Source organism: Aquabacterium sp. OR-4, from assembly GCF_025290835.2.
GTDB lineage: Bacteria > Pseudomonadota > Gammaproteobacteria > Burkholderiales > Burkholderiaceae_C > Pseudaquabacterium.
The window spans coordinates 2,643,066-2,660,497 of sequence record NZ_JAOCQD020000001.1 but is presented as its reverse complement, the minus strand read 5'-3'; the positions used below and the strand labels follow the sequence as shown (position 1 = coordinate 2,660,497).

Genomic DNA, 17,432 nt, shown 5'->3' with positions numbered 1-17,432 from the left:
AGCGGCGCACTGCACTAGAAACACAAAGGTCTGCTTGCGCGGGCCCCAGAAACACAAAGGCCCGCTTGCGCGGGCCTTGTGCTTGCACCATCCGGAATTTGATCAGGCGGCGGTTGCCAGTGCCTTGATCTTGGCGGCCAGGCGGCTCTTGTGGCGAGCTGCCTTGTTCTTGTGGAAGAGGCCCTTGTCGGCGATCGAGTCGATCACCGGCTGTGCCTTCTTGAACAACTCGGCCGGAACGGCCTTGTCGCCACCTGCAGCGGCCTTGTCGAGGGCCTTCTGCACGTTCTTGATGACGGTGCGGAAATGCGAGCGCAGCGAGGTATTCGCGGCGTTCAGCTTGACGTCTTGGCGGGCGCGCTTGCGGCCGGATGCCAGACGGACGGTTTTCTTCTTGGCTTTGGAGGAGGTGGCCATAGCGGTGCTGGCTCCGGATGGGGCAAAGACCATGAGTATAGCATGATGGTGAGCGCCTGGCCATGGCCGGCGGTCTGTCATCGCCCGATTCCTATAATCGCGCCCCTTCGCCCCGAGCTGTGGGCCTCTTGTTGCGTCCGACGCCGTGCGGCGCTGCCGCATGAATCTTTACAAGGCTGTCTTCTCCGTCTCGGCGCTCACGCTGCTGTCGCGCATCACCGGGCTGGTGCGCGAGCAGATCGGCGCCGCGCTGTTCGGCACCTCGGCGATGATGGATGCGTTCCAGATCGCCTTTCGCATCCCCAACCTGCTGCGCCGGCTGTTTGCCGAGGGCGCCTTCTCGCAGGCCTTCGTGCCGCTGCTGGCCGCCACCCGCGCCACCGATGGCGACGAGGCCACGCGCGACCTCGTTGATGCCGTGGCCACCGTGCTGGCCTGGGCGCTGGTGCTCACCTGCCTGGCCGGCATTGCCGCCGCGCCGCTGCTGGTGTGGCTGCTGGCCTCGGGGTTCACGCCCGATACCGAGGCCACCGCCACCGCGATGACGCGCTGGATGTTTCCGTACATCGGCTGCATGTCGATGGTGGCGCTGGCCTCGGGCGTGCTCAACACCTGGAAGCGCTTCGCGGTGCCGGCCTTCACGCCGGTGCTGCTGAACGTCTCGGTGATTGCCGCAGCGCTGCTGGGTGTGCCGCTGCTGCGTGCGCGCGGCATCGAGCCGGTGTATGCGCTGGCCGTCGGCGTGATGCTCGGCGGCGTGCTGCAGCTGGCGCTGCAGGTGCCGGCGCTGGCGCGCATCGGCATGCTGCCGCGGCTGGGTCTCACGCTCGGCCGCCTGCGCCGCGCCTGGCATCACCCGGGCGTGCGCCGCATCCTGGCCAAGATGGCGCCGGCGCTGCTGGGCGTGTCGGTGGCGCAGCTGAGCCTGATGATCAATTCGCAGATCGCCTCGTACCTGGGGGTGGGGGCGGTCTCGTCGCTGGTGTATGCCGACCGGCTGATGGAGCTGCCCACCGCCTTGCTGGGGGTGGCGCTTGGCGTGGTGCTGACGCCGCAGCTGTCGACGGCCAAGGCCCAGGGCGACAGCGCCGCGTATTCGTCGCTGCTCGACTGGGGGCTGCGCCTGGTGCTGCTGCTGGCGCTGCCTTGCGCGGTGGCGCTGCTGCTGTTTGCGCAGCCGATGGTGGCGGTGCTGTTCCACCGCGGCGCCTTCGACGCGCAGGCCGTGCACACCACCACGCTGGCGGTGATGGGCTACGGCGCCGGCGTGATCGGCCTGGTGGGCGTGAAGGTGGCGGCGGGGGCCTACTTTGCGCAGCAGGACATGGCCACGCCGATGCGTGTGGCGATCGTGGCGCTGGTGCTCACGCAGGTGTTCAACGCGGTGTTCATCTGGGGGGCCGGCATGGGCGTGGCGGCGCTGGCGTTGTCAATCGGCCTGGCCGCCAATGCCAATGCCGGGCTGCTGCTGCTGGGCCTGAGGCGGCGCGGCAGCTATGTGCCGGCCGCCGGCTGGGCCATGCTGGCGCTGCGGGTGGTGCTGGGCAGTGCGGTGATGGCGGTCTGGATGTGGCTGCTGGCCCGGCACATCGACTGGCTGGCGCTGGGCAGCAACGAGGCCCTGCGCGCGGCCGCGATGGCCGCGGCGCTGGCCTCGGCGGCCGTGATCTACTTCGGCGTACTGCATCTGACGGGCATCCGCCTGCGCAGCTTCCTGCGCAAGTCCTAGACTGGCCTTCCATGCGACACCTGCCGCTGCATCCGCCCGGCGCACTCGAGTACTTCGCCAACCTGGTGGCCGAAGACGAGGGCTTTGCGCTGCTCGAGGCGGCGATCTGCGTGGCCCAGGACGACGTGCCGGGCCTGGACGTGCAGGCCGTGCTGGGCGACCTCGACCGCCTGGCCGGACGCCTGAAGGCGCGGCTGCCGGTGGATGCCTCGGCGCTCACCCGGGTGCGCGCGCTCAACCGCTACTTCTTCGACGAGCTGGGCTTTGCCGGCAACATCAACGACTACTACGACCGCCACAACAGCTACGTGCATGCGGTGCTGGCCAGCCGGCGCGGCATCCCGATCACGCTGGCGCTGGTCTACATCGAGCTGGCCGGCCAGCTCGGCCTGTCGGCGCATGGCGTGTCGTTTCCAGGGCATTTCCTGGTCAAGCTGCGGCTGCCGCAGGGCGAGGTGCTGCTCGATCCGTTCAACGGCCGCTCGCTGTCGCGCGAAGAGCTCGACGAGCGGCTGCAGCCCTACCGCCGCCGCCAGGGGCTGGAGGGCGACTTCGAGGCGCCGCTGGGCCTGTTTCTGCAGGCGGCGCCGGGCCGCGACGTGCTGGCCCGGCTGTTGCGCAACCTCAAAGAGATCCACCGCAGCGCCGAAGACTGGCTGCGCCTGCTGGCCGTGCAGCAGCGCCTGGTGCTGCTGCTGCCGGCCGCCGCCGAAGAGCGCCGTGACCGCGGCCTGGTGTGGGCCGAGCTGGGCCGCCATGGCGAGGCGGTGGCCGATCTCGAGGCCTACCTGGCCGGGGCGCCGGGTGCCGACGACGCCGCCGCGCTGCGTGAGCGTCTGGCCGAGCTGCGCCGCAACGGCGCGCCGCGCCTGCACTGAAGGCGCGCCGCCGCGCCGCCTACAATCGCCGATTCCGCGCGGCCCCCACGGGCTTGCGCGGGCTGCGCGTGCATGTTTGCGCCAGGCCCACCGGGCCCGGCAATCCCGGCCGATCGATCGCGTCGGCCCGCCGCGCAGTGCGCTCGCGCCCGCCGATGACCCTCAGCCCCACACAACGACAAACGCTCACCTGGACTGCCCTTGCGCTGGCGGCGGCCTTGCTGTTGTGGTTGCTGGCACCGGTGCTGACGCCCTTTCTGGTGGCCGCGGTGCTGGCCTATGTGCTGCACCCGATGGTCGAGCGCCTGGCGCGCCGCGGGCTGCCGCGGGTGCTGGCGGTGCTGCTGGTCGAGGTGCTGGCGCTGCTGGCGGCGCTGTCGCTGCTGCTGCTGCTGGTGCCGGTGCTGATCAAGGAAGTGCCGGCGCTGAAGGCGCAGATCCCGCCGCTGCTCGACCGGCTCGACCACACGCTGGCGCCCTGGCTGGCGCAGTTCGGCATCCAGGTCAACCTGGATCTGGCCAGCCTGAAGGCCTGGCTGGTGCAACTGCTCGACGACAAGGGCGACGACTGGCTGGCCGCCGCGCTCAGCTCGGCGCGCCTGGGTGGCAGCGTGATGCTGTCGCTGGTGGGCAATGCGGTGCTGGTGCCGGTGGTGCTGTTCTACCTGTTGTCCGATTGGTCGGCCCTGGTGGCGCGGCTGCAGGCGCTGGTGCCGCCGCGCCTGCGTGCGCCGGTGATCGCCTTTCTGGACGAGTGCGACGCGGTGCTGGGCCAGTACCTGCGCGGCCAGGTGCTGGTGATGGTGGCGCTGGCGCTGTTCTATGCCGCGGCCCTGGCGTTGGCGCGCTTCGACCTGGCGCTGCCGGTGGGCGTGTTCACCGGGCTGGCAGTGTTTGTGCCCTACATCGGCTTCGGCCTGGGCCTGGCGCTGGCGGTGCTGGCCGCGCTGCTGCAGTTCGGCACGCTGGCCGCACTCGGCTGGGTGGCGCTGATCTACGGCACCGGCCAGGTGCTCGAAAGCTTCGTGCTCACGCCGCGCCTGGTGGGCGAGCGCATCGGCCTGTCGCCGCTGGCGGTGATCTTCGCGCTGATGGCCTTCGGCCAGCTGTTCGGTTTTGTCGGCGTGCTGGTGGCCTTGCCGGCCAGTGCGGTGGCGGTGGTGGCGGCGCGGCGGCTTCGGGCGGCCTATGTGGCCAGCGAGATCTACCGCGGATGAGCCGCCCGTCATGAAGCAGATGCCGCTGCCCATTGCGCCGCCACCGGCCGAGCGCTTCGACACCGTGCTGGTGGGCGCCAACGCCGCCGCGGTGCAGCACCTGCGCGGCCTGGGCCTGGATGGCGTGGCCGCCGCGCCGGTGTACCTGTGGGGCGAAACCGGCAGTGGCAAGACGCGCCTGCTGCGCGCGCTGGCCGCCGAGCGCCAGGCCAGCGGCGAGCGTGTGGGCTGGTTCGACGCCGCCGACGCGCTGCCCTGGGGCTTTGACGAGGCCTGGTCGCTGGTGGTGGTGGATCGTTGCGAGCAGTTGGATGCCGCACGCCAGCAGGCGGCCTTTGCGCTGTTCATCGACGCCGGCACGCATGGCGTGCAGTGGCTGGCCGCCGGCCGCCAGCCGCCGGTCGACCTGCCGCTGCGCGACGACCTGCGCACCCGTCTGGGCTGGGGCCACATCTTCGCGCTGCAGCCGCTGGGCGAGGCCGAGACCCGCAGCGCGCTGCGCCGCGAGGCCGACCGCCGCGGCATCTTTCTCTCTGACGACGTGATGGACTACCTGCTCACCCGTTTCACCCGCAACCTGGGGCACCTGATGGCCATGCTCGATCGGCTGGATGAATTTGCGCTGGCCGAGCACCGCGCCATCACCGTGCCGCTGCTCAAGAAGATGCTGGCCGAAGACAGCACGCTGGCCGGCCCGGCGGAGGCGGCCCGATGAACCTGGCCCTGTTCGACCTGGACGGCACGCTGATCCCCGGCGACTCCGACCACGCCTTCGGCGCCTTCATGATCGCGCTCGGCTGGGTCGATGCCGCCGAGCACGCCCGTCGCAACGACGCCTTCTACCAGCAGTACCTGGCCGGTTGTCTGGACATCGACGCGTATGTCGAGTTCGCCACCCATGCCTGGCGTGCGCGGCCGCTGGCCGAGCAGCAGGCCGCGCGCGAGCGTTTCATGGCCGAGGTGATGGCGCCGATGATCCAGCCGCAGGCGCTCGAACTGGTGCGTGCGCACCAGCAGGCCGGCGACCTGGTGGCCATCGTCACCGCCACCAACGAGTTCGTTACGCGGCCGGTGGCCACGGCCTTCGGCGTGCCAGAGCTGATCGCGGTGGCGCTCGAGCGCGACGCCGCGGGCCATGCCACCGGGCGCATTGCCGGCGTGCCCTCGTTCCGCGAAGGCAAGATCGCGCGCGTCGACGACTGGCTGGCTGCGCGCGGCCATGCCTTCGGCGACTTTGCGCGCACCGTTTTCTACAGTGATTCCACCAACGACCTGCCGCTGCTCGAACGGGTGAGCGAGCCGGTGGCCACCAACCCCGGCCCGGCGCTCGAGACCATCGCGCGTGAACGTGGCTGGCGCATCCTGAGGTTGTTCGACCAATGATCAAGAAGCTGATCCAGCGCCTGCTCGGCCAGGGCGATGCCACGGCCCAAGCGGCCGCGGCCGTCACACCCGGCGCCGCGGCACCGGCAGGCGCTCCGGCGCGACCCAAGATCCCGCTGGGAAAGCGCGTGGAGGTGCCGGTCTCCGAGCACGGCATCGACCGCCAGCTGGTGGACGAGCGCGCCATCAAGGTGGTGCGCACGCTGCAGCAGGCCGGCTACCAGGCCTACATCGTGGGCGGCGCGGTACGCGACCTGCTGGTGGGCCGCGCGCCCAAGGACTTCGACGTGGCCACCGATGCCACGCCCGAGCAGGTCAAGGCGCAGTTCCGCCGCGCCTTCATCATCGGCCGGCGTTTCCGCATCGTGCACGTGGTGCATGGCCGTGGCCGCGACCACGAGGTGATCGAGGTCTCGACCTTCCGCGCCTACCTCGACGCCAGCGATGCCACCCAGGTGGGCGGCAACGAGAAGACCAGCAAGGCCGAGCTGGCCGGCCAGGCGCATGCGGTGGACGCCAGCGGCCGCGTGCTGCGCGACAACGTCTGGGGCCCGCAGATCGAGGACGCCGCGCGCCGCGACTTCACGGTCAACGCCATGTACTACGACCCCGAGACCCAGATCGTGGTTGACTACCACGGCGGCCTGGCCGACGTGAAGGCCAAGCGCCTGCGCCTGATCGGCGACCCGGCCACGCGCTACCGCGAAGACCCGGTGCGCATCCTGCGGGCCATCCGCTTCGAGGCCAAGCTGGGCTTCGAGCTCGATGCCGAGACGGCCGCGCCCATCCCGGCCATCGTGCCGCAGCTGGCCGATGTGCCGATCTCGCGCATGTTCGACGAGATGATCAAGCTGCTGCAGACCGGCCACGCGCTGGCCAGCCTGGAGGTGCTGCAAAAGCACGGCCTGCACCGCGGCGTGTTCCCGGTGCTGGAGGCGGTGTTCGACGCCCGCCGCGGCAGCGACGCGGCCGAGCGGCGCATGGCCTTCGTGCGCATGGCCTTGTCGGATACCGACCGCCGCGTGGGCGAAGGCAAGGCGGTGGCGCCCAGCTTCCTGCTGGCCTGCCTGCTGTGGCACGACGTGCTGGACGGCTGGACCGAGCGCCGCGAGGCCGGCGAGCACACCGTGCCGGCGCTGCAGGGCGCGGTGGACGGGGTGTTCGATGCCCGCATCGGCGATGTCTCGGGCCGCGGCAAGCTGGGTGCCGACATGCGCGAGATCTGGATGATGCAGCCGCGCCTGGAGCGCCGGCAGCCCAACACCGCCTACACCATGATCGAGCAGCCGCGCTTTCGCGCCGGCTTCGACTTTCTGCGCCTGCGCGCCGATGTGGGCGAGGCGCCGGCCGAGCTGGCCGACTGGTGGGAAGACTTCTCGCTGGGCAGCGACGATGACCGCGAAGCCCTGCTGAGCGCGCTGCGCGAGGCCCAGCGCCCCGCGCAGCGCCGTGTGCCCAAGGCTGCCGCCAAGCCGGCGCCCGTGGCCGCGCCGGGCGCCGCGCCCGCTGATGCCGATACCGCCACCGCCATCGACACAGCCGCCGACGCCGCGGGCGACGACGACGCCAGCGAGCCCGATGACGGCCCGGCCGGCGAGGCCGCCGAGGGTGGCAGCGCGCCGGCCCGCAAGCGCCGCCGCCGCCGCCGCAAGCCGGCCGGTGGCGGGCAGGGTGCAGCCCCAGCCGGTGGTGGCGACGCCGCCTGATCACGCGGCCGCCAGCTCGCTGGCGCCGCCAACCAGCGAACGGGCCGCCAGCTCGCTGGCGACCGGTGAAGCCCTGGTGGGCCTGGGGGCCAACCTGGGCGACGCGCCGGCCACGCTGCAGGCGGCGCTGGACGCCCTGGCCGCGCTGCCTGGCTGCCGCGTGCGTGCCTGCTCGGCGCTGTACCGCAGCGCGCCGGTCGATGCCGACGGCCCCGACTTCTACAACGCCGTGGCCTGGCTGGATGGCGTGCCGCCACCCGAGGCGCTGCTGGCCGCGCTGCATGCCATCGAGCACCAGCACGGCCGTGCGCGGCCCTACCTGAACGCGCCGCGCACGCTCGACCTCGACTTGCTGCTGCACGGCCCGCTGCAGCGCAGCAGCCCGGCGCTGTGGCTGCCGCATCCGCGCCTGCACCTGCGCGCCTTTGTGCTGCGGCCCTTGCTGGAGCTGCGGCCGGCGCTGTGCGTGCCCGGCCTGGGCGCGCTGGCCGATCATCTGCCGGCCGTGGCCGCGCAGCGCATCGAGCGCCTGCCGGCCGATGGCGCCATCGGCTTGCGGGTGTAAGCCCCAGGGTGGCAAGGCAGGGCACTGGACGGCACGCGGCAGGCCTACAATAAAAAAACAACAGGATGATGACAATTCGGTGACGCACCGACGGGTCGTTGACCGCGTCCGCCGCCACCCCCACCCTCGGAGCCCACCCATGCTGTTCGGCAAGCTGCTGCCGCGCGAAGGCAACTTTTTCGCCATGTTCAACGAGCATGGGCAACACATTGCCGAAGGCGCGCGTTCGTTCGGGCAGCTGGTGACGCACTATGCCGACCCGGTGCTGCGCGAGAAATACGCCAACGAGGTCGACCACGCCGAGAAGCAGGCCGACCGCATCACCGCCGATGTCAACCGGCTGCTGCACAAGACCTTCATCACGCCGCTCGACCGCGAGCAGATCCACGGCCTGATCAATGCCATGGACGACATCCTCGACCTGCTGCAGGACTCGGCCGAGGTGATGGCGCTGTACGACCTGCAGCGCATGAACGAAGACGTGGTGCGCCTGGCCGAGATCAGCGCCCGCTGCTGCGAGCGCGTGCAGCACGCGGTGACCCTGCTGCCCAAGCTCAACCAGGCGGCGGTGGCCGAAGCCGCGCTGAAGACCTGCGAGGAGATCGATCGCCTCGAAAGCGATGCCGACCGCGTGATGCGCTCGGCGATGAGCAAGCTGTTTCGCGACAACATCGACGTGCGCGAGCTGATCAAGCTGAAGGCGGTGTACGAGCACCTCGAGTCGATCTCCGACCGCTGCGAGGACGTGGCCAACATCATCGAGGGCATCGTCCTCGAGAACTCCTGATCGCCGCCGCGATGGACGCGCTGCAGATCGGTTTCTGGACCGTGGCCATGCTGGTGGCCCTGGCCCTGGTCTTCGACTTCATGAACGGCTTCCACGACGCGGCGAACTCGATCGCCACCGTGGTTTCCACCGGCGTGCTCAAGCCGCAGCAGGCGGTGTTGTTTGCGGCCTTCTTCAACGTCATCGCGATCACGGTGTTCCAGCTCAAGGTGGCGGCCACCGTGGGCAAGGGCATTGCCGAGCCGGGCATCATCGACCACCAGGTGGTCTTCGGCGCGCTGGTGGGCGCGATCACCTGGAACGTCATCACCTGGTTCTACGGCATCCCCTCGTCGAGCTCGCATGCGCTGATCGGCGGCATCTGCGGCGCGGTGATCGCCAAGGCCGGCGCCGGCCAGCTGATCGGTGCCGGCATCCTCAAGACCGTGGCCTTCATCTTCGTGTCGCCGGCGCTGGGCTTCATCCTGGGCTCGCTGATGATGGTGCTGGTGGCCTGGATCTGCCGCCGCACCACGCCGCTCAAGGTCGACCGCTGGTTCCGCCGGCTGCAGCTGGTGTCGGCCGGCCTGTACTCGCTGGGCCATGGCGGCAACGATGCGCAAAAGACCATCGGCATCATCTGGATGCTGCTGGTGGCCTCCGGCTACATCGGCGCGGGTGACCAGGCGCCGCCCGGCTGGGTGATCTGGAGCTGCTATCTGGCCATCGGCATGGGCACGCTGTTTGGCGGCTGGCGCATCGTCAAGACCATGGGCCAGCGCATCACCAAGCTGCGGCCGGTGGGCGGCTTCTGTGCCGAGACCGGTGGCGCGATCACGCTGTTTCTGGCCACCGCGCTGGGCATTCCGGTGAGCACCACCCACACCATCACCGGCGCCATCGTCGGCGTGGGCTCGGTGCGCAACGCCTCGGCGGTGCGCTGGGGCGTGGCCGGCAACATCGTCTGGGCCTGGGTGCTCACCATCCCGGCCTCGGCCTTCGTGGCCGCGGTGGCCTACTGGGCCAGCTTCACGCTGTATTGACGTGACGGCAGCCGCCCGGCGCGCGCGCCGGGCCGGCCGCCGGCTGGGTTAGGCTGGCGGCCCCGTCAGCAGACCCAGACCCACCATGTCACGCTACACCGCCACCATCGCCTGGCAGCGCCACGACGACGCCTTTGCCGACCGGCGCTACAGCCGCGCCCACCGCTGGCTGTTCGACGGTGGTGTGGAGGTGCCGGCCTCGTCGTCGCCGCAGGTGGTGCCGCTGCCGATGTCGCAGGCCGCCGCGGTGGACCCCGAGGAAGCTTTCGTGGCCTCGCTGTCGAGCTGCCACATGCTGTGGTTTCTGGATCTGGCCTGCCGCGCCGGCTGGGTGGTGGACGACTACCGCGACCAGGCCGAAGGCGTGCTGGCGCGCGATGCCCAGGGCCGCCAGGCCATGACCGAGGTCACCTTGCGCCCGGCCGTGCGCTGGGCCGGCGAGCGCCAGCCCGATGTGGCCGAGGTGCAGCGCCTGCACCATGCCGCGCACGAGGCCTGCTTCATCGCCCACTCGGTGCGCACCGAGCTGCGCTGCGAGCCGGTGTTCGAGGGGCAGCCGCCCGGTCAGCCCGGCTGAACCGGCTGCACCCGATGCTGGGGCGCGCGCCGGCCGTCGGGCCGGCGGCGGCGCTCAGGGCGTGGTGGACGGCCGGCGCCAGGCCGCGTCGTCTGCGCTGTCGGTGCGGGGCCAGGGCAGATCGGGCGCATCGGCGGCCGGTGCTGCCGCCGCAACAGGCGCTGCATGGGCCGTTGGCTGGGCTGGTTGCGGGGCTGGTTGCGGGGCTGGTTGCTGGGCCGCGGGCCGGGCCATGCCCGCGGTGCCGGTCGTTTCGTCCGCCGCTTCGTCCACCGCGTCGTCGCTGCCGGTGGCCAGGCTGCCGCGCGGGATGTCGATGGCCGGCAGGCGGATCTCGAACAAGGCGCCACCGCCCGGCGCATTGCTGGCGCGGATGCGACCGCGGTGGGCCTGCACGATCTTGCGGCAGATGGCCAGGCCCAGGCCGGTGCCACCGGCGCCGTCCTTGGTGCGCGACGACTGCACGAAGGCCCCGAAGATCGAGTCGAGCTCGTCGTCGGGGATGCCCGGGCCGCAGTCGCGCACGCTGATCAGGTGGCGGCCCTCGGCCGTGGTGCGCCAGTCGATGCGCACGTCGCTGGCATCGGGTGCAAAGCGCAGGGCGTTGGCCAGCAGGTTGCGCAGCACCTGCTGCAGCCGCACCGGATCGGCCAGCGTCCACAGCGGCTGCGGATCGGCCGGCGGCACCAGGTGGATGCCGCGGCGCGCGGCCAGCGGCTGCAGCTCGTCGCGCACGGCCAGCAGGCCGGGCGCCAGATCCACCGGCTGCAGCCGGATGTGGCCCACGGTGGACTCCAGCCGCGACAGGTCGAGCAGGTTGTTCACCAGCGCCAGCATGCGCGTGCCGGCGGCGTGGATGTCGGTGAACATGGTCTGCAGCCGGCGGTCGCCGGCGGTGCGCGCCAGCCCCAGCTCGGAGTAGCCCATGATGCTTTGCAGCGGCGTGCGCAGCTCGTGGCTGATGTTGGCCAGGAACTCGCTCTTGGCGCTGTTGGCGCGCTCGGCCGCCAGTCGCGCCTGCTGGGTGCGCACCTCGGCCTCGCGGAACTCGCTCACATCGGTGAAGCAGCCGATCAGGCCGGCCACGCGGCCGTCCTCGCCGGTGTAGGGCGTCACCCGCATCAGCACGTCGCGCGGCAGGCCGTCGGCGTCGAGCAGCGGCTGCTCGAAGCTCGCCGGCTGGCGCTGCGCCAGTGCCAGCCGCTCCTGCGCATCCACCGGGGCGGCCAGGTGGGCCGGATACAGGCGGCGCATGGTGCGGCCGATGACCCGCTCGGGCGGCAGGCCGGTGAGCTCGGTGAAGGCCTTGTTGACCTGCACGAAGCGGCCCTCGCCGTCCTTGACCACCATCGGCACCGGGCACAGCTCGAACAGACGCTCGGTGAAGGCATGCTGGGCGGCCATGCGGTCGTGCGCGCGGGCCAGGCGCGCGCGCACCTGGGCATGGCCGCGCAGGCTGCGCCAGGCCAGCAGGCCCAGCACCGCGATCAGCAGCAGCACGCCCAGCGTGGCCAGGCCGGTGGTGCGCAGGGCGCGCGCCATCTGCGCGTCCACCGCGGCCTGCGGCACCTCGGCCAGCAGCACCAGCGCATGGCGGCGCGCCGAGCGGAAGGTGGCCAGCACCGGTGCACCGTCGACCCCCGCGCCCTCGAAGCGGCCCTTCTCGTGCTCGGGCAGGAAGCGCTCGAAGATGACGTTGGCGCGCACCGGCTCGCCGGGCGCCAGGTGCACATCCTCGCTGGCGGCGATCAGCCGGCGGTCGTAGCCCAGCAAGGCGGCGCGCAGCGGCATGTCGCCCACCATCAGCTGGTACTGGTTGGCAAAGTAGTCGGCGTGCACCACCGCCACCAGCCAGGCGCCGGCCAGCGCGGGCGGCACCGGTGTGCCCGCCGCGGCGCCGTGCAGCGGGCGCACCAGCGGCAGCATGGCGGCCCGTGACAGCGCGGCCGGTGCCGCGGCGCTGCCGCCCGCCGGGTCGGCCAGATCGGACAGGTCGCGGGCCGGCAGCAGCGCGCCCAGCCCGGCGCGCTGGTTGCCCGGCAGCAGGCGCGACCGCGCGATCACGCGGTCGACGTTTTCGGCGTTCGAGCTGGCCAGCACGCGGCCGGCGGCATCCACCAGGCTCAGGCTGCGCAGGTAGGGCTGGCCTTGCAGCGTGCGCTGCAGCACCGTGCCCAGCGCCGCACTGTCCAGGGCTTCGGGGTGGGCGACCAGGTTGTCGGCGGTGCTGGCCAGCGACAGGTCGATGGTGGTGAAGGTCCGGTTGGCCTGGTCTTCGAGCACCCGGGCGAACAGCTCGCTCTGGTCGGCCGCGGCCTCGTGCAGCGCATGGCGCTCCACGGCCAGGAAGCCGGCACCCACCGCCAGGGCCAGCAGCATCAGCAGCAGCGTGCCCACCAGCGCCGCGCTGCTGTGCAGCCAGATCGGCAAGGCATCGGCGCCCTGGGCCGCCTGCGGCGCCAGCGTGGCACCCGGAAACTGCCGCGCATCGGCGCTGCGCGCCGAGCTTGGGGACCGTGTCTCTTGCGGATTCACGGCGCCGAGCTTAGCGGCCGCATCGGCTGGCCCAACCCCCGCAATCGGGGCGCCAGGCGGGCGATCAGGGCTTCTTCTCCAGACGCATGATGTCGCCGTCGCGGCGCATCGCAAAGCGGTCGAGGAAGCTGTTGCCCAGCAGCACCACCGGCATCTCGGCCGGCACCACGGTGGCGCGCACATTGGCCACCTCGACGCCGCCGATCTTCACCGAGCTGATCATGATCTGGTGCACCGGCACCGTGCCGTTGGCCGTTTGCGTGAGGCTGCGGGTGCCGTTTTTCCAGTCGAGCCCGATGCGGTTGGCCTCGGACTGGCTCAGCGCCACATAGGTGGCACCGGTGTCGACCACAAACTGCACCGAGCGGCCGTTGATCAGGCCCTGGGTGACGAAGTGCCCGCCCTGGCCGGCCGGCAGCACGATGACGGTGCCGCTGAGCGCCGAGTCGCCGCTGCCGCCGCCCACCTGCGCCGGTGCCGCACCCAGGCGCAGCAGGCGGCGCTGGCCGGCCACCTCGACCTCGGCCTCGCCGTCGCCCAGGCGCTTGAGCGTGACGCCGCGCGCCGAGGCGCCCACGGCCAGTGTCTGCGGCTGGCCGTCGATCATCAGCAGCGCGCGGCCGGTGCCCATGCTGCCGGCCAGCGAGACGCTCTGCGCGGCGGCCGGCCGTGCCGGCCCCATGCACAGCGCCAGGCCCAGCCCGGCCAGCGCCAAGAACCGGGCTGTGCCGGGCCAGGGGCGCTGCCCCCCTGGAGGGCAGGCGCCGCCGGCGCTTCGCAGGGGGGTCATTCCCTGAAGTTGTTGAAGGCCAGCGGGAAGTCGGTGACGTCCTTGCGCAGCAGGGCCATGGCGGCCTGCAGGTCGTCGCGCTTGGCGCCGGTGACCCGCACCGTGTCGCCCTGGATCGCTGCCTGCAGCTTGAGCTTGCTCTGCTTGATCAGGCCCTGGATCTTCTTGGCGGTGTCGCTGTCGATGCCCTGGCGCACCTTGAGCACCTGGCGCACCTTGTCGCCGCCCATCTTCTCGATCTTGGCGCTCAGGTCGAGAAAGCGCACATCCACCGCGCGCTTGGTGAGCTTGGCCAGCAGCACGTCGCGCACCTGGGCGATCTGGAAATCGCTGTCGGCATGCAGCTCGAGCGTGCGCTCCTGGCCCTGCTCGGTGCTCTCGATGCGCGCCGACGAGCCCTTGAAGTCGAAGCGCGTGCCGATCTCCTTGTTGCTCTGGTCGACGGCATTGCGCAGCTCGACGAGGTTGGGTTCCAAAACGGTGTCGAAGCTGGGCATGGTGGCGTGGGGCAGGCAGACGGTGGCAGAGCCTGAAAATTCTGCCACGGGCCCAGGCTGCCGGGCGCCGCTGGCCCCCACGATGAGCGGAGGCGGCGCTCAGCCCTCGATGAAGCCCATGCGCGCCAGCAGGCCGCGGGCCACCAGCAGCTGCTCGCGCAGCGCGGCCGCGGTGGTGGTGCAGCGCTCGGCGCTCCAGCCGGCGCCCTGCTGCTCGGCCTCGCGCACGGTGTCGTGCAGCGCGCGCAGGCCCAGGCTGGCGGCGCTGCCCTTGATGGCATGGGCCGGCGCACGCAGGCGATCGGCCTGGCCGGCGTCGAGCGCGGCCAGCAGTGCCGCCTGGCTGCCCGATTCGTCGGCGAAAAAGCCGCCGAGCACGCTGCGGTAGCCGGCCAGCGAGACGCCCACGCAGACCTCGCCGATGATGGCCATGTCGAGGTGCGCCGCCACGTCGGCAGCGCGAAAGCGGCGCCGTGCCGGGCTGGGCGGCGCGGCGCTGGCAGGTGACGGTGCGTCAGGGGATGGGGCGGCAGGGCACACGGCGGCGGCAATCGGTTCTGCGGCGGGGGGCGGCGCCAGGGCCGGGGCCTCGGCGCCAGGCCCAGTATCCACCCTGGCTGGCGGCGCCGAAGCCCCGCAAGACGGGGTGTCGTCCGGGCGGGCAGGGGGCAGGCCGAAACGCTGGGCCAGCAGCGCCTCGATGTCCTCGGGCCGCACCGGCTTGGACAGGAAGTGGTCCATGCCGGCGGCCAGCGCCAGCTCGCGGGTCTCGGCAAAGGCATCGGCGGTGAGCGCCACCACCGGCACCTGGCCGGCCGGCGGCGGCAGCAGGCGCAGCGCGCGGGTGGTTTCCAGGCCGTCACGCACCGGCATGTGCAGGTCCATGAACACCAGGTCTGGCTGCTCGCTCTGCACGCTGGCCAGCGCCTGCACGCCGTCGGCGGCCAGCAGCACCTCGTGGCCCATGCGTTCGAGCAGCAGCGCCATCACGCGGCGGTTGACCGGGTGATCGTCGGCCACCAGTAGGCGCAGCCGGCCGGTGTGGGGGGCCGCCTGCAGCGCGGCGGCGCCGGCGCTGGCGGGCGCCTCGGCCACCGGGGGCGGGCAAGGTGGCAGGGCCAGCTGCAGCGTGAAGGTCGAGCCTTCGCCGGGCTGGCTGCGCACGGCGATGTCGCCCCCCATGCGCCGCGCCAGGTTGCGCGAGATCTCCAGCCCCAGGCCGGTGCCGCCGTAGCGCCGCGCGGTGCCGGTATCGCCCTGGCCAAAGCGCTGGAACAGCCGCGCCTTCAGCGCGTCGTCGATGCCCACGCCGGTGTCGCTGACCGCAAAGCTCAGCGCCTGCAGGCCTGGCGCAGGGGGCGCGCCGGCATCGCAGCGCACCTGCAGCGAGACCTGGCCCTGGTCGGTGAACTTCACCGCATTGGCCAGCAGGTTGAACAGGATCTGCTTGAGCCGCTTGCCGTCGGCCAGCACAGCGGCGGGCACGTCGTCGGCCACGGCCACGCTCAGCCGCAGGCCGCGGGCATCGGCGGCGGCGGCCATCGGCACGCGCACTTCTTCCAGCAGGCGGGCCAGCGCCAGGGGCTCGGGGTGCACGTCGAGCCGGCCGGATTCGAGCTTGGAGATGTCGAGGATGTCGTTCAGCAGCTCCAGCAGGTGGGTGGCCGATTCGCGCGCGGTGCGCAGCTGCTCGGCCTGCTCGGGGCTGAGCGGGCTGCGCTCCAGCACCGCCAGCATGCCCAGCATGCCGTTGAACGGGGTGCGCAGCTCGTGGCTCATGTTGGCCAGGAAGGCGCTCTTGGCCTGGCTGGCGCTCTCGGCCTCCAGCCGCGCCTGCTGCAGGCGCTCGGCCAGCTGCTCGAGCTCGCTGCGGCGGCGGCGCAGCGCGGCCGACTGGCGCGCCGTGAGCATCGCAAAGGCCAGGGTCAGCAGGCTCTGGAACAGCGTCAGCCCGATGGCCACGCGGCTTTGCGCGCGCACCGCGTCGTTGCGGCGGGCGATCTGCGCGGCCACGATCTGGTTGGCCAGCAGCGTGAGATCGTGGATCGGGTCGTACAGCGGGTCGAACTCGGCCAGGATGGCGCGCACCTGCGCCGGCTCGAGCCGGCTGCGGGCCTGCTCCGACAGCAGCGGATCGTGCCGCGTGACAAAGGCCCGCAAGGCGGCGATGGTGCGCTCGTGCTCGGCGCCGATCTCGACGATGGCGCGGGTGCGCTCGGGGTCGACCAGCGGCAGGCGGCTGGCGAACAGCTCGTAGCGAAAGCGCAGCGCCTCGCTGTTGTCGCGCTCGGGGTAGCGCCGGCTGTCGCGCAGGTGGTCGCGCAGCAGCAGGTACTCGCTTTCAAGCTGGAAGAAGCTCCAGACCAGGTTGTCGCCCTCGTAGCGCACCTGGCTGGACAGCAGCATCACCTGGCGGTACTGCACGAAGGCGATGCCGGCAAAGGCCAGCACCAGGCCCAGGCCGATGACCAGCAGCCAGGGGGGCGATCGGCGTGTGCGGCCGCCAGCCGGGCCGCTCACTTCACCTCGAGCGCACGCAGCTGCCAGGCCGAGCGGCTGTAGTAGCGCTCCTGGCGCAGATCGGCGTTGTCGTCGAAGGGGTAGATGATGAACAGCGGCCCCTTCTCGCGCAGCGACATCGGCTTGTCGTCGAGCCGGGTGGCCATCAGCATCTTGAAGGCCTGCGCGTCGGCGGCCGGAATCTCGGCCTTGTAGTTGTTCAGCGCCACGGCCTTGAGGGTCTTGCCCTGCGCGCCGGCGGCGGCCAGCACATCGCGCAGCAGCGGCCCCGAAAAACGCCGCGGCTGCTTGAACCACGGCGTGGCGGTGGTGAAGCCATGCTGCGGCAGCGCGTCGAGCATGGCCAGGTCGAAATCGGCCCGGCCCGGTGCATTGGTGATGCCGATGGCACCGCTGACCGACAGCAGCACCTTGCCCTGCGGCGGCTTGAGCAGCGCGGCCTTGCCCGGCCCGGGCGCCCGCCCCGGCGTTGGTGGCTGAGCCTGTGCCTGTGCCTGTGCCTGTGCGTTTGCCTGCGCTTGCGTCGGCAAGGGCCCGGCCGCTGCACCCAGCAGCGCGGCCAGGGCCAGCAAGGCCTGGCGGCGCCGTGGCGTGGCGGCCGGTGGGCGGCATGCGGCGCGGGTGGGGCAATCGGCAGGCAGACGGCTCATGGCGTGGCGGGCGGATCGGCGATCGGGTGGGTGGCGGCTGGGCCGCAGGCCGGCCGGGCCACAGGCGGACAGCGCCGGTGTGCGCAAGCCGGCGGCGGCGGCGCAGCCACACGGGGCGTGCAACAAGGCGGGCGGCACGGGCTGCCGCGAGTGTGCCAC

At 71.8% G+C, this 17,432-nt stretch carries 16 protein-coding genes; 10 read left to right on the top strand and 6 right to left on the bottom strand.

Features of this window, described 5'->3' with window-relative positions; translation table 11 throughout:
• Positions 1–102 precede the first annotated feature (102 nt).
• Positions 103–417, bottom strand: coding sequence for a 30S ribosomal protein S20 (rpsT, locus tag N4G63_RS11410; RefSeq protein WP_260788533.1), 315 nt, complete (start codon positions 415–417; stop codon positions 103–105).
• Between the two features lie 160 nt (positions 418–577).
• Here rpsT and murJ point away from each other — a divergent pair, with 160 nt between their 5' ends.
• The 10 genes from murJ (at position 578) to N4G63_RS11360 (ending at position 10,281) form a co-directional block, all read left to right on the top strand.
• Entirely contained in the window at positions 578–2,146 is a 1,569-nt protein-coding gene (gene murJ, locus N4G63_RS11405; RefSeq protein WP_260788532.1) for a murein biosynthesis integral membrane protein MurJ, read from the top strand.
• Positions 2,147–2,157: 11 nt separating this feature from the next.
• Positions 2,158–3,024, top strand: coding sequence for a SirB1 family protein (locus N4G63_RS11400; RefSeq protein WP_260788531.1), 867 nt, complete (start codon positions 2,158–2,160; stop codon positions 3,022–3,024).
• Positions 3,025–3,179: 155 nt separating this feature from the next.
• Positions 3,180–4,241, top strand: coding sequence for an AI-2E family transporter (locus N4G63_RS11395; protein ID WP_260788530.1), 1,062 nt, complete (start codon positions 3,180–3,182; stop codon positions 4,239–4,241).
• A gap of 10 nt (positions 4,242–4,251) precedes the next feature.
• Positions 4,252–4,956 carry a DnaA regulatory inactivator Hda gene (gene hda, locus N4G63_RS11390; RefSeq protein WP_260788529.1) on the top strand — a complete coding sequence of 235 codons (705 nt, stop codon included), beginning with the start codon at positions 4,252–4,254 and terminating at the stop codon, positions 4,954–4,956.
• Complete coding sequence (locus N4G63_RS11385) at positions 4,953–5,624, top strand: histidinol-phosphatase (RefSeq protein ID WP_260788528.1); 672 nt, start codon at positions 4,953–4,955, stop codon at positions 5,622–5,624. Before hda ends, N4G63_RS11385 begins: the two co-directional genes overlap by 4 nt.
• Positions 5,621–7,330 (top strand): polynucleotide adenylyltransferase PcnB, encoded by a 1,710-nt coding sequence (pcnB, locus tag N4G63_RS11380; RefSeq protein WP_260788527.1) that lies wholly within the window; start codon positions 5,621–5,623, stop codon positions 7,328–7,330. Before N4G63_RS11385 ends, pcnB begins: the two co-directional genes overlap by 4 nt.
• A gap of 55 nt (positions 7,331–7,385) precedes the next feature.
• Positions 7,386–7,895 (top strand): 2-amino-4-hydroxy-6-hydroxymethyldihydropteridine diphosphokinase, encoded by a 510-nt coding sequence (folK, locus tag N4G63_RS11375; RefSeq protein WP_260788717.1) that lies wholly within the window; start codon positions 7,386–7,388, stop codon positions 7,893–7,895.
• Positions 7,896–8,034: 139 nt separating this feature from the next.
• Positions 8,035–8,682 (top strand): DUF47 domain-containing protein, encoded by a 648-nt coding sequence (locus N4G63_RS11370; protein ID WP_314599690.1) that lies wholly within the window; start codon positions 8,035–8,037, stop codon positions 8,680–8,682.
• An 11-nt stretch (positions 8,683–8,693) separates the two neighbouring features.
• The gene (locus N4G63_RS11365) at positions 8,694–9,704 is read left to right on the top strand and encodes an inorganic phosphate transporter (RefSeq protein WP_260788716.1); all 1,011 of its coding nucleotides are present in this window, start codon (positions 8,694–8,696) and stop codon (positions 9,702–9,704) included.
• An 85-nt stretch (positions 9,705–9,789) separates the two neighbouring features.
• Entirely contained in the window at positions 9,790–10,281 is a 492-nt protein-coding gene (locus N4G63_RS11360) for an OsmC family protein (RefSeq protein WP_314599689.1), read from the top strand.
• 54 nt (positions 10,282–10,335) lie between these two features.
• On the opposite strand, the gene N4G63_RS11355 is transcribed toward N4G63_RS11360, so the two are convergent.
• From N4G63_RS11355 to N4G63_RS11335, 5 genes are all read right to left on the bottom strand, one after another.
• Positions 10,336–12,816, bottom strand: coding sequence for a cache domain-containing sensor histidine kinase (locus tag N4G63_RS11355; RefSeq protein ID WP_260788525.1), 2,481 nt, complete (start codon positions 12,814–12,816; stop codon positions 10,336–10,338).
• A 64-nt stretch (positions 12,817–12,880) separates the two neighbouring features.
• Entirely contained in the window at positions 12,881–13,606 is a 726-nt protein-coding gene (locus N4G63_RS11350; protein WP_260788524.1) for a retropepsin-like aspartic protease family protein, read from the bottom strand.
• Positions 13,603–14,103, bottom strand: coding sequence for a YajQ family cyclic di-GMP-binding protein (locus N4G63_RS11345; RefSeq protein ID WP_260788523.1), 501 nt, complete (start codon positions 14,101–14,103; stop codon positions 13,603–13,605). The genes N4G63_RS11350 and N4G63_RS11345 overlap by 4 nt, the downstream gene beginning before the upstream one ends.
• A gap of 99 nt (positions 14,104–14,202) precedes the next feature.
• Positions 14,203–16,623, bottom strand: coding sequence for an ATP-binding protein (locus N4G63_RS11340; protein ID WP_314599688.1), 2,421 nt, complete (start codon positions 16,621–16,623; stop codon positions 14,203–14,205).
• Positions 16,620–17,273, bottom strand: coding sequence for a putative pterin-binding protein (locus N4G63_RS11335; protein ID WP_260788520.1), 654 nt, complete (start codon positions 17,271–17,273; stop codon positions 16,620–16,622). Before N4G63_RS11335 ends, N4G63_RS11340 begins: the two co-directional genes overlap by 4 nt.
• Between the last annotated feature and the right edge of the window lie 159 nt (positions 17,274–17,432).